The 11,876-nt window shown below is 61.1% G+C and carries 9 protein-coding genes and 6 pseudogenes; 10 read left to right on the forward strand and 5 right to left on the reverse strand.

Annotated features, from left to right (window positions below; translation table 11 throughout):
• Positions 1–181: 181 nt before the first annotated feature.
• From JFV26_RS34685 to JFV26_RS34695, 3 genes and pseudogenes are all read left to right on the forward strand, one after another.
• Positions 182–1,052, forward strand: a pseudogene (locus tag JFV26_RS34685) (cache domain-containing protein); the annotation flags it as partial.
• Positions 1,053–1,365: 313 nt separating this feature from the next.
• Positions 1,366–1,422, forward strand: a pseudogene (locus JFV26_RS34690) (hypothetical protein); the annotation flags it as partial.
• Between the two features lie 201 nt (positions 1,423–1,623).
• On the forward strand, positions 1,624–2,328 hold the full coding sequence (locus tag JFV26_RS34695) for a methyl-accepting chemotaxis protein (protein WP_446739906.1): 705 nt from the start codon (positions 1,624–1,626) through the stop codon (positions 2,326–2,328).
• A 147-nt stretch (positions 2,329–2,475) separates the two neighbouring features.
• Here the strand turns inward: JFV26_RS34695 and JFV26_RS06990 are convergent, their stop codons facing one another.
• From JFV26_RS06990 to JFV26_RS07005, 4 genes and pseudogenes are all read right to left on the reverse strand, one after another.
• Positions 2,476–3,795: an ATP-binding protein gene (locus JFV26_RS06990; protein ID WP_201190926.1), complete on the reverse strand. Its 1,320-nt coding sequence runs from the start codon at positions 3,793–3,795 to the stop codon at positions 2,476–2,478.
• Positions 3,792–4,459 (reverse strand): annotated as a pseudogene (locus JFV26_RS06995) (response regulator transcription factor). Before JFV26_RS06995 ends, JFV26_RS06990 begins: the two are co-directional and overlap by 4 nt.
• A 3-nt stretch (positions 4,460–4,462) precedes the next feature.
• Entirely contained in the window at positions 4,463–4,768 is a 306-nt protein-coding gene (locus JFV26_RS07000) for a PepSY domain-containing protein (protein ID WP_201190928.1), read from the reverse strand.
• Positions 4,768–5,076, reverse strand: coding sequence for a PepSY domain-containing protein (locus JFV26_RS07005; RefSeq protein WP_201190930.1), 309 nt, complete (start codon positions 5,074–5,076; stop codon positions 4,768–4,770). Before JFV26_RS07005 ends, JFV26_RS07000 begins: the two co-directional genes overlap by 1 nt.
• Here JFV26_RS07005 and JFV26_RS07010 point away from each other — a divergent pair.
• The 7 genes and pseudogenes from JFV26_RS07010 (at position 5,075) to codA (ending at position 10,743) form a co-directional block, all read left to right on the forward strand.
• Positions 5,075–5,377: a hypothetical protein gene (locus JFV26_RS07010; protein WP_201190931.1), complete on the forward strand. Its 303-nt coding sequence runs from the start codon at positions 5,075–5,077 to the stop codon at positions 5,375–5,377. The genes JFV26_RS07005 and JFV26_RS07010 overlap by 2 nt on opposite strands.
• Before the next feature lie 30 nt (positions 5,378–5,407).
• Positions 5,408–6,486, forward strand: a pseudogene (locus JFV26_RS07015) (patatin-like phospholipase family protein).
• Positions 6,487–6,571: 85 nt separating this feature from the next.
• Positions 6,572–6,928, forward strand: coding sequence for a 6-carboxytetrahydropterin synthase QueD (queD, locus tag JFV26_RS07020; protein ID WP_201190933.1), 357 nt, complete (start codon positions 6,572–6,574; stop codon positions 6,926–6,928).
• Between the two features lie 111 nt (positions 6,929–7,039).
• Complete coding sequence (locus JFV26_RS07025; RefSeq protein ID WP_201190935.1) at positions 7,040–7,492, forward strand: GNAT family N-acetyltransferase; 453 nt, start codon at positions 7,040–7,042, stop codon at positions 7,490–7,492.
• A 232-nt stretch (positions 7,493–7,724) separates the two neighbouring features.
• Positions 7,725–8,554: pseudogene (locus JFV26_RS07030) on the forward strand (alpha/beta fold hydrolase).
• Positions 8,555–8,805: 251 nt separating this feature from the next.
• Positions 8,806–9,485, forward strand: a pseudogene (locus JFV26_RS07035) (cytosine permease).
• Positions 9,486–9,498: 13 nt separating this feature from the next.
• On the forward strand, positions 9,499–10,743 hold the full coding sequence (gene codA / locus JFV26_RS07040) for a cytosine deaminase (RefSeq protein WP_201190937.1): 1,245 nt from the start codon (positions 9,499–9,501) through the stop codon (positions 10,741–10,743).
• Between the two features lie 110 nt (positions 10,744–10,853).
• Here codA and JFV26_RS07045 read toward each other — a convergent pair whose 3' ends face one another.
• The gene (locus JFV26_RS07045) at positions 10,854–11,846 is read right to left on the reverse strand and encodes a diaminopimelate epimerase (RefSeq protein WP_201190939.1); all 993 of its coding nucleotides are present in this window, start codon (positions 11,844–11,846) and stop codon (positions 10,854–10,856) included.
• Positions 11,847–11,876: the final 30 nt, after the last annotated feature.

Genomic DNA, 11,876 nt, shown 5'->3' on the forward strand with positions numbered 1-11,876 from the left:
GATCTTTTGATCTTCGGCGTCATCACGGCCACAAAAATCAAAAGATCGTCCGAATGCGGCCCAAACCTTCGGCAGCTCCTACGGGGGTGAATCCGATATTTGTTAAAGGCCATAAAGAAAGCCGATTCGCGGCCGTTACAGTGCAAAGTCTCAGATAAATATCGAATAAGGACGTCACTCCATGTCGCTCAGACAACTCTCCATCCAATGGAAAATCACCCTGCTGGCCGGGTTGTGCCTGGCCGGCATCGTGACCCTGCTGGTGGGTCTTTCGCTGTATCGCATGGAGCACAGCTCTGCGCTGGTGAAAGCGTCGAGCATGGAGATGCTCACCGAATCAGCCCAGGCGCGGATCGAGTCCCAGGGTGAAAACCAGGCGCTGAATATTCGCCAGCAGTTCATGGACGCCTATCAATACGGCCACGGTTTTTCGCGCCAGGTGCTGTTCCTGCGCGAACAGGCCGAGAAGCGCTTTCTCGATGCCTTCGACCTGCGTGAAGACCTGACCCGCCAGGTCAAGTCGGCCCTGCAAGCCAACCCGGAACTGTTGGGCTTGTCGTTGGTGTTTGAAGCCAATGCGCTGGACGGCAAGGACGAACTGTTCGCCGGCCAGGCTGAACTCGGCAGCAACGATAAGGGCCGCTTCGCCCTGTACTGGTCGCAACCGACGCAGGGCAAGCTGACGTCGATGTCGCTGCCCGAAAGCGACATGGCCGACACCAGCACCGGGCCTGGCGGCGAGGCGGCCAACGCCTGGTTCACCTGCCCGCGCACCACGCTCAAGCCATGCGTGATCGAACCCTACTTCTATGTGATCGACGGCCAGAACGTGCTGATGACCAGCATCGTCTTCCCGCTGATGGTCAACGGAAAAGTCATCGCCTCGCTGTCGGTGGACATCAACCTTAATCGCCTGCAAGCGGTCAGCCAGGGCGCGAGCAAAAAGCTCTATGACGGCCAGACCAGCGTCAGCATTCTCAGTCCGGCAGGCTTGCTCGCTGGCTACAGCCCGGACGCCAGCAAACTCAGCCAGCGCCTGGACGCCGTGGACAAAACCAACGGTGCCGAACTGATTCGTATGCTCGGCACCAGCACCAAAACCACCAGCCTGCACAGCAATGAGCAGTTGAAAGTGCTGTCACCGTTCCAGCCGATTCCTGGCGGCAAGTCGTGGGGGTGTTGCTCGACGTGCCGGAGAAAGTCCTGGTCGGCCCGGCCGAAGCGCTGAAAAAACAACTCGATGAAAGCAACACCGCCGGCACCCTGGTCGAACTCAGTCTGGGCGTGATCGCCGCACTGATCGGCCTGTTGCTCGTATGGTTGATGGCCCGCAGCGTGACCAGGCCGATCCTCGGCGTGGCCCTCATGCTCGAAGACATCGCCAGCGGCGAAGGTGATTTGACCCGACGCCTGGCCTACGACAAGAAGGATGAACTGGGCCAGTTGGCTGGCTGGTTCAACCGTTTCCTCGACAAGCTGCAACCGATCATCGCCGAGGTGAAACGCTCGGTGCAGGACGCGCGCAGTACCGCGGATCAATCCTCTGCCATCGCCACCCAGACCAGCGCCGGCATGGAACAGCAATACCGCCAGGTCGATCAGGTGGCGACCGCCTCCCACGAAATGAGCGCCACCGCCCAGGACGTCGCCCGCAGCGCCGCCCAGGCCGCCCACGCCGCGCGCGATGCCGATCAGGCGACCCGTCAGGGCTTGACCGTAATCGACCGCACCACCACCAGCATCGATAACCTCGCCGCCGACATGAGCGCAGCGATGGTGCAAGTCGAAGGCCTGGCGGCGAACAGCGAGAAGATCGGTTCGGTGCTGGAAGTGATTCGCGCCATCGCCGAGCAGACCAACCTGCTGGCCCTCAACGCCGCGATCGAAGCGGCTCGCGCCGGTGAAGCCGGACGCGGCTTTGCCGTGGTGGCCGATGAAGTGCGTAACCTGGCGCGACGCACTCAGGAATCAGTCGAGGAAACCCGTCAGGTGATTGAGCAATTGCAGAGCGGCACCCAGGACGTGGTCGGTTCGATGAACAACAGCCATCGTCAGGCTCAGAGCAGCGTCGAGCAAGTCAGCCAGGCGGTAACGGCGCTGCGCCAGATTGGCGACGCGGTGACGGTGATTACCGACATGAACCTGCAAATCGCCAGCGCGGCGGAAGAACAGAGCGCGGTGGCCGAGGAGATCAACAACAACGTGGCGACCATTCGCGATGTGACCGAGTCGTTGTCGGGGCAAGCGAATGAATCGGCGCGAGTGAGTCAGTCGCTCAATAGCCTGGCGAACCAGCAGCAGAGCTTGATGGATCAGTTCCGCGTCTGACGCCCCCCCTGAGCCCGCTCGATACCCCCGTAGGAGCTGCCGAAGGCTGCGATCTTTTGATCTTGATCTTCGGCAGTTTCAACACCCTAAAAATCAAGATCAAAAGATCGCAGCCTTCGGCAGCTCCTACGGGGGTATCGAGTGGGCTCAGGGGTTGCGTCTGGGGAGTTCGATGACGACCTTCAACCCACCCCACTCGCTGTCCTGCAACAGCAGTTTCCCGCCCCAGGTGTCGACGATGTCGCGCACAATCCCCAGCCCCAACCCATGCCCGTCAGTCTGCTCATCCAGCCGCCTCCCGCGACTGAACACATGAGCCCGCTGGTCCTCGGGAATCCCTGGCCCATCGTCCTCCACACTCAGCTCAAACCCTTGAGCCGTCTCGACCACGCTCAAGCGAACCTCGGCATCTGCCCATTTGCAGGCGTTATCCAATAGATTGCCGAGCAGTTCCAGCAGGTCTTCGCGATCCCACGGCAACTGCATACCGGCCGGTGCGCGATAGCTCAAGTCAAGGTGTTCGCCGTGAATCATGTTCAAGGTGGCCAGTAGCCCCGGCAACTCGACATCGCAATCAAATAACGCCCCCGGCAGCGCATCGCCGGACAATCGAGCGCGGTTGAGTTCGCGATTCAAGCGTTGCTGAACCTGTTCAAGCTGTTGCTGGAAGACCTTGCGCAGTTGCGGATGGTCGTCGAGTTTTTCGCTGGAGGCCAGGCTGAGCAACACCGCCAACGGGGTTTTCAAGGCGTGCCCGAGGTTGCCCAAGGCATTGCGCGAGCGCTTGAGGCTGTCTTCGGTGTGGGCCAGTAGATGATTGATCTGCGCCACCAGCGGCTCCAGCTCCACCGGCACCTGATCATCGAGTTGCGAGCGCTGGCCTTGTTGTAACTGGGCGATCTGCTCGCGGGCCTTTTCCAGCGGACGCAGGGCGCGGCGCACGGTGAGCCGTTGTAGCAGCAGAATCAGAATCAACCCCGCCAACCCGAGTCCAAGACCGACCTGCTGCATGCGCAAGAAGCTCTCGCGCACCGGCGTGTAATCCTGCGCGACGCTGATGGAAATCGACTGGCCCAACCGCCGATAGTCCGAGCGCAACACCAGCAACTGCTGCCCTTCCGGGCCCAATTGCAGGTTGCTCTCCAGACCGGGGCTCTCAAGGCGAGGCAGTTCCTGGTCCCACAGCGAGCGGGAGCGCCAATGGCTGTCGGCGAAATCGATGCGGAAGTAATGCCCGGAAAACGGCCGCTGATAGGCCGGCGCCAGGTGTCGTTCATCCAGTTGCAACCCTTGAGGGCCGCGCACCAGCGCCGATAGCAGGTTTTCACTGTCATTGCGCAGCCCGGCTTCGAGGTAGCGCTGTAAACCCAATTCGAAACACCACAGGCTCGTTTGCGCCAGCACCAGGCCGACGATCACCATCACGCTGATCAGCCCCAGGCTCAAGCGGCGCTGGATCGACCTCACCGGGCTTGCCCGCCGAACAGGTAACCCTGGCCGCGACGGGTTTCAATCACGCTGCGTCCAAGCTTGCGCCGCAGGTGGTTGACGTGGACTTCGAGCACATTGGAGTCGCGCTCGGTTTCACCGTCGTAGAGGTGTTCGGCGAGGTGGCTTTTGGAGAGGATCTGCTCCGGGTGCAGCATGAAGTAGCGCAGCAGACGGAATTCAGCGGCGGTGAGCTGAATGTCGGCGCCGTCGCGGGTCACGCATTGACGACCTTCATCCAGGTGCAGCCCGGCGGCCTTGAGCGTCGGCTGGTTGGCATGGCCGTGGGAACGCCGCAGCAAGGCCTGGACTCGCAGGTGCAGCTCTTGCGGGTGAAAGGGTTTGGTCAGGTAATCGTCGGCGCCAGCCTTGAGGCCTTCAATCCGCTCGGCCCAGGAATCGCGCGCGGTCAGGATCAGCACTGGCGTTGACAAGCCGCCGGCTCGCCATTGGGTCAGCACTTCAAGCCCGGGTAACCGGGCAGGCCGAGGTCAAGAATGATCAGGTCATAGGGCTCGCTGCTACCTTGGTACACCGCGTCGCGTCCGTCGGCCAGCCAGTCTACGGCGTAACCCTGGCGGTTGAGGCCGGCTATCAATTCGTCGGCCAGGGGCACGTGATCTTCCACCAGGAGCAAACGCATCGATCAATCTTCCTTGTCTTTCAGTAAACGGCCAGTGGCGGCCTCGATGTCCAGTTCGCGGACCACGCCGTCGGTGGTCAACAGCTCGACTTCATAAATGTAGACGCCATGTTTTTCTTCAAGCTCGGCTTCCAGCAGTTTGGAGCCGGGATAGCGTTCCAACGCCTGCTGCAGCAGTTGCTCCAGCGGCAGGATGACGCCCTGCTGACGCAAGCGCAGGGCTTCGTCCTGATCCAGATCGCGGGCCATGACCACTGAGCAAAACGCCAGAAGCAGCAGCGCCATGCGTGAAAATGAAAGCACCTTCATTACGTATCCTGATGATCCTTGAGAACCTGCCCGCTGACAGCGTCTAATTCCAGGTCCCACTCAATGCCCTGCGGATCGCGCAGTTCCACCTGGTAGACGTACTTGCCGTACTCTTCTTCCAGATCGGTTTGGGTGATGACGGAGCCCGGGTGTTTGGTCAGTGCCGTGGCATTGAGTTTCTCGAAAGACACAATGGTACCAGCGTCGCGTAGCCTCAGGGCTTCGTCGGGACCGAGGTCACGAGCCAGGGCAAGGCTGGCGGTCATGCCGATGATGGATGCGATGGACAGGGCAGTCAGGGTTTGCATGGGTGTCTCCGTATTTTTATGTGTTGCCTACGGGGTGCACCTTAGCGGGGTGAACTTAACTGAAACTGAATTGCCATCATTGGAGCGACTGCATACACCCCCTGTAGGAGCTGCCGAAGGCTGCGATCTTTTGATCTTCGGCGGCTTCATGGGTATCAAAGATCAAGATCAAGATCAAGATCAAGATCAAGATCAAGATCAAGATCAAGGTCAAAAGATCGCAGCCTTCGGCAGCTCCTACATTGAACGCCTGCGCCATAACATTGCAGCCATACGCCGCTTTTGCGACACACGTTTATAATCCGCCTGCTTGCCCGATATCGAGACCGGTATGACCGCTATCCACATCAAGTTCCCTTCACTGACCCTCAAGGCCGGCCCCGGGCCTTTGCACGCATCCGTGAAAACGGGCTGAGCGCCGCCGACGTGGGCACGTTGCCGGGGGCGGCTGGTGGGCCCAAGGCGCTGGGGATTCAAGGTCTGGACCTGGCGCTGTTCGGCGAATGGCTACCGGCGGCACCCCGAGAGCGTTCGCTGATCGGTGCCTCGGTGGGCTCCTGGCGGTTCGCCAGCGCGTGTCTGCCGGACGCCGCCGAAGGCATTCGGCGTCTCGGTCATCTGTACACCGAGCAGAATTTCGACAAGGGCGTGACCATGGCGCAGATCAGCCAGAGCTCGCGGCGCATGCTCGATGAGTTGCTCGAGGGTCGCGACGCCTCGATCCTCGACAACGCCCACTACCGACTGAACATCATGGTGGTCAAAAGCCACGGCCTGCTCGCCCACGATCATCGTGGCCGTCTGGGGTTGGGGCTGTCGTCGGTGATCGCCGACAACTTGCGGGGTCGCGCGCGGTTGTCGCGGCATTTCGAACGGCTGATCATTCATGACCCGCGCCTGGCGCCGCCGGTCAAAGCGTTGACTGACTTCCCATCGCGCTTTGTTGCGTTGAATGCCGGCAACCTGCGCCAGGCCTTGCTCGCGTCGGGCTCGATCCCGATGGTCATGGAAGGCGTGCGTGACCTGCCGGGTGCTGGCGCCGGAACCTTCCGCGACGGCGGTCTTCTGGACTATCACCTCGACCTGCCCTACAGCGGCAACGACATCGTGCTCTATCCGCACTTCACGGACCGGGTGATCCCCGGCTGGTTCGACAAAACCCTGCCGTGGCGCCGCGCCTGCCCCACTCGCTTGCAGAATGTTCTGCTGCTGGCGCCTTCGAAGGATTACCTGGCGCGCCTGCCTTACGGCAAACTGCCGGACCGCAATGACTTCAAGCGCTTCATGGGCGATGCCCCGAGCCGGCAGAAATACTGGCGGGCAGCGATGGATGAAAGCCGCCGGATGGGCGATGAGTTCCTCGAACTGGCCGCCAATGGTCGCCTCGGCGAGCGCTTGCTGACCCTTTAGTCAGTGTTTTGCCCAGAGCTCTGGTAAACTCGCCGCCTGCCCACATCGCCGCGGCGATCGCCACCTGACAGAGCTGAAAATCACTGTGGAAATTTTCAAAGAGTTTACCTTCGAGTCCGCCCACCGCCTGCCTCACGTACCGGACGGCCACAAGTGCGGTCGCCTGCACGGTCACTCGTTCAAAGTGGCGATCCACTTGAGCGGTGACCTCGATCCGCACACCGGCTGGATCCGCGACTTCTCGGAAATCAAGGCGATCTTCAAGCCGCTCTACGAGCGCCTGGACCACAACTACCTGAACGACATTCCTGGCCTGGAAAACCCGACCAGTGAAGTACTGGCCAAGTGGATCTGGACTGAGTTGAAGCCACTGCTGCCGGAACTCAGCGCAATTCGCATCCACGAGACGTGCACCAGCGGTTGCATCTATCACGGCGAGTAAAAACAGCGGACTCAGAAGAACCACCGACGACGGTGGTTTTTTTATGCCTGTCGTTTCACCCTCACGCCGAGTACAGTCATGCCCCATCCTTGGCCCAAAGGAACCCGTCTCATGTCACCGCTTATTCGTCCTGCTACGCTTGAGGACATCGCGCAGATCGAGGCCATCGTCGAGGCGGCTTACTCGCCTTACATCGAGCGCATCGGCCGCAAACCCGCACCAATGCTGGACGACTACACCAGCCAGGTGCTGGCCCGACGTGTCCACGTGCTCGCCCACGAACACACACTCAGCGGCTTTGTGGTGCTGATCGACACGGAAAATTACTTGCTGCTGGACAACATCGCGGTCAGCCCGGCGGCCAAGGGCCAAGGTTATGGCCGACAATTGCTCGAATTCGCCGAACGCCACGCACTCGAGGCCGGTTACCCGTCAATCCGGCTCTACACCAACGAAGCGATGAGCGAAAACATTGCGCTGTACACCCGCCGAGGGTTTGTCGAAACCCATCGCGTCGAAGAAAACGGCCTGCGCCGGGTGCACATGAGCAAAAAGTTGGGCTGAACCCAGCGGATACCTGTGGGAGCGCGCCTGCTCCGGGCGGCGTTCCGACGAAAGCGGTCTGTCAGTCACATCAATGCTGGATGTGCCGCCGTCTTCGCGAGCAGGCTCGCTCCCACAGTGAGTCTTCAGCAAATACAGAAAATGCGTTTCGTCAGTTACTGAATAAGCCACCTTCTGAGGTGGTTTTTTATGCCTATGCTTTTGGGCTCGCAACCTCCAAGAGAACACGGGCATGACTGACTGGCCACTGCCTCAAAGCTATCGCTTCAACGGGCACTCCGTTCGATACGCCGTACGGGGTGACGGGCCACCGCTGGTGTTCGTGCATGGCACGCCCTTCTCTTCTTACGTGTGGCACCGCATTGCACCGCACTTCATCGCCACGCATCGGGTGCACTACTTTGATCTGCTGGGCTACGGGCAATCCGAACAACCTGACGGCGATGTGTCCCTCGGCGTGCAAAACGGGCTATTGGCGCAGTTGTTAGAGCATTGGGGCCTGGATCGCCCCAACGTGGTAGCCCACGATTTCGGCGGCACCACCGCTTTGCGCGCTCATCTGCTCAACGGCAAGGATTACCGCAGCCTGACGTTGATCGACCCGGTGGCGCTGACGCCGTGGGGTTCGCCGTTCGTGCAGCATGTGCGCCAGCATGAGGTGGCATTCAGTGGGTTGCCTGATTACATCCAGCGAGCCATCGTGCCGACTTACATTCGTGGGGCGATCAAGCGCGAAATTCCCGATCATGAGCTGGCGCCATATGTGCAGCCCTGGCTTGGGGAGCCGGGGCAAGCGGCGTTCTATCGGCAGATCGCGCAGATGGACGAGCGCTATACCCGCGAGGTCGAAGGGCTGTACCCGACGATTCGGTGCCCGGTACAGATTCTCTGGGGGAGGATGACCAGTGGATTCCCATTGAGCGCGGGCGGGCATTGCACCGGATGATTCCGGGAGCGCGGTTTCAGGCGGTTCCAAATGCCGGGCATTTGGTCCAGGAAGATGCGCCGGAGGCGATCGTCGCGGCTTTGATGCAGTTTTTGCCGCAACGCGAATCTTCCTGAGTAAACCGAATCCCCTGTGGGAGAGAGCCTGCTCGCGAAGGCGGCCTGACAGTCACGTTGATGTTGAATGTGCCGCCGTCTTCGCGAGCAGGCTCGCACCCACAGGGGTCTTGTGTTCCGTCAGGCGCACCGCTTTCGCGCCCGCAACGGGCCAAATCCCCCTCCTCGTCTATACATAACCACGCCATCCCATGCCTGGCACGACCACTGCAACCCTGCGCGCGTCTCTCTCATCCAGCAAGGAACGCCACATGACGCAGAACGATCCGGGTAACGATTACCCCCTCAGCGAAGTCCCGATGCATGCCCGCAAAGGCCTCGCCTCCACGGCGATGGTGCTGCTGGGTTTCACCTTTTTACCGCGACCATGTTTGCCGGCGGCAAGCTCGGCGTGGCCTTCAGTTTCGGCGAGATGATGGCGGTGATTGTCGTCGGCAATCTGCTACTGGGAATCTACGCCGCCGGCCTGGGCTACATCGCCTTCAAGAGTGGCCTCAACTCGGTACTGATGGGGCGTTTCTGCTTCGGCGAAGTCGGCAGTAAGCTCAGTGATTTGATCCTCGGGCTCACCCAGATAGGCTGGTACGCCTGGGGCACCACGGCCGCCGAGGTGCTGGGCAAATATTTCGAACTGGACCCGGGCACGGTGCTCGGGCTGATGCTGCTGGGCACAGTGATTCCGCCGATTGGCGGGGTGATCATGGCGGACTTTTTCTTCCGTTATCGCGGTCAATACCCACGGCTGGCCGACGCCCGGCTGCCGGCGTTCAACTGGCCCGGCCTGAGTGCTTATGCGGTCGGGACGGTGGCCGCGTTCAGCTCGCCGTGGGTCGCGCCGCTGGTAGGAATCGCTGCTGGCGCGCTAACGTATGTGATATTGACCGGCGTGCTGGGTGTCCGTACTGCCGATGCACCACTTCAAGATATCTAAAAGGATTCGCCTGATGCACATCATCAACGCCCGCCTGCGTAACCAAGAAGGCCTGCATGAGTTGCACCTGGAAAACGGCCTGATCAGCAACATCGCCCGTCAGACCGAAGCCCCGACCCTGGGCGCCGACGACCTCGACGCCGGCGGCAACCTGGTGGTGCCGCCCTTCGTCGAGCCGCACATTCACCTCGACGCCACGCTCACCGCCGGCGAGCCGCGCTGGAACATGAGCGGCACGCTGTTTGAAGGCATCGAATGCTGGGGCGAACGCAAAGCCACCATCACCCTGGAAGACACCAAGACCCGCGCCAGGAAAACCATCCAGACCCTGGCTGCCCACGGCATCCAGCATGTGCGCACCCACGTCGACGTCACCGACCCGACCTTGACCGCGCTCAAGGCGATGCTCGAAGTCCGCGAGGAAAGCCGTCACCTGATCGACCTGCAAATCGTCGCCTTCCCCCAGGAAGGCATCGAGTCGTACCGCAACGGCCGGGAGTTGATGGAAGAAGCCATCCGCATGGGCGCCGACGTGGTCGGCGGCATTCCGCATTTCGAGTACACCCGCGATCAAGGTGTCAGTTCGGTGAAGTTCCTGATGGACCTGGCCGAACGCACCGGTTGCCTGGTGGACGTGCATTGCGATGAAACCGACGACCCGCATTCACGCTTCCTCGAAGTGCTGGCCGAAGAAGCCCGCAGCCGCGACATGGGTTCGCGGGTGACCGCCAGCCACACCACGGCGATGGGCTCTTACGACAACGCGTACTGCGCCAAGCTGTTCCGCTTGCTCGGGCATTCGGGGATCAGTTTCGTCTCCTGCCCCACGGAAAGCATTCACCTGCAAGGACGCTTCGACAACTTCCCGAAACGCCGTGGTGTGACCCGAGTGAATGAGTTGCTCGAAGCGGGGATGAACGTGTGTTTCGGCCAGGATTCGATCGTTGACCCGTGGTATCCGCTGGGCAATGGCAATATCCTGCGGGTGCTCGAGGCGGGCCTGCACATTTGCCATATGCTCGGTTATCGCAACCTGCAAAGTGCGCTGGATCTGGTGACAGATAACAGTGCCAAGGCCATGGCTCTGGGGGATCGTTATGGACTGGTGCCTGGGCGGCCGGCGAATATGTTGATTCTGTCGGCGGACAGTGATTACGAGGTGATTCGCAGCCAGGGTTTGCCGCTGTATTCGATTCGCGGGGGTGAGGTGTTGATGAAGCGGCAGATGCCGGTGGTGGAATGGCCACAACAGGTCTGAATGTTCGCTGACTGGGCGGGCCTGTTCGCAGGCAAGCCTCGCTCCTACAGGTCACGTTTTGTGCCGAAATCCCGTAGGAGCGAGGCTTGCCCGCGAAGGCAATCTAACAATCATCCCATCAACCGCGCCGTGCCAAACAACCTCACCCGACTCAACTGGCCCTGCTCTTCCTCCAACAAAATCGGCGCCGTGCCGCCAGGCATAACCACCTTCACCGCCCCCGCCTTCACCCAGCCCACCCGCCAACCCGCGCAAGCCACCGCGCTGGCGCTGGTACCCGACGACGCCGTCGGCCCTTCCCCGCGCTCGAACACCCGCGCCATGATTCGCCCTTCGGACTCCAGCATCGCCCATTGCAGGTTCACTCCCGCCGCACAAGGCTGCCCGGCCCCGGTTGGCACGGCATAAGCGATCCGCATCAGCCCTTCGGACAACCCCGGTTCGCGCATCCGTTCAGTGCTCGGCAAGGCATCGGCGTCGGTCACCAATGTCACGCAATGGGGATTGCCTATCCGCACAAACTGGCTCCGGCCCCACGCAGGACTGAGCGCCGATAGCGACTGCACATGGCTAACGTCGTGATTGTTCAACATCACGCTTTCAACCTCTTGCGCACCCACCGCCGCTGGCCCGAACAAGGGCTTGCCCAAGTCCAGCCAGAAGCCTTGCGCGCCATCGATTCCGGCTGGTTTCACCGACGTTTCCACGGGCGACAATGTATCGGTCTTGTCGTGATGAACCCTGAGCAAGCAGCCACCGTCAGCCAGCATCAACCCTTGTTCACTGAGTGATTGGGAAAAAATCGTCAGCCCGTTGCCACTGCGCTCGGCCAACGTGCCGTCGGTGTTGACGATCAGCAGGTCAAACGGTGGCGCCGCTTGAAACGGGCCCACCAGCAGGCCATCGCAACGATGGTCTTTGCTGCCGGGCGGCTGAGTCCCGGTCGCCCATCCGCAGAACGCCTCGATGGCCGACAGCGCCCAGCTCTCGCGGGATTGCGCAGCAAGGCTGGCCAGAGCGGGCAGTTCGATACCGCGGCGGCGTACCGCATCAGGCGCCACTACCGCGTAGATATTGCCTCGAGCGTCGTAGAACGGCGTCATGGATCGGTCCTGAGGTCAGCGTCAAAAGTG

Origin of the sequence: Pseudomonas sp. TH31, assembly GCF_016650815.1 — a bacterium.
Taxonomy (GTDB): Bacteria; Pseudomonadota; Gammaproteobacteria; order Pseudomonadales; family Pseudomonadaceae; genus Aquipseudomonas.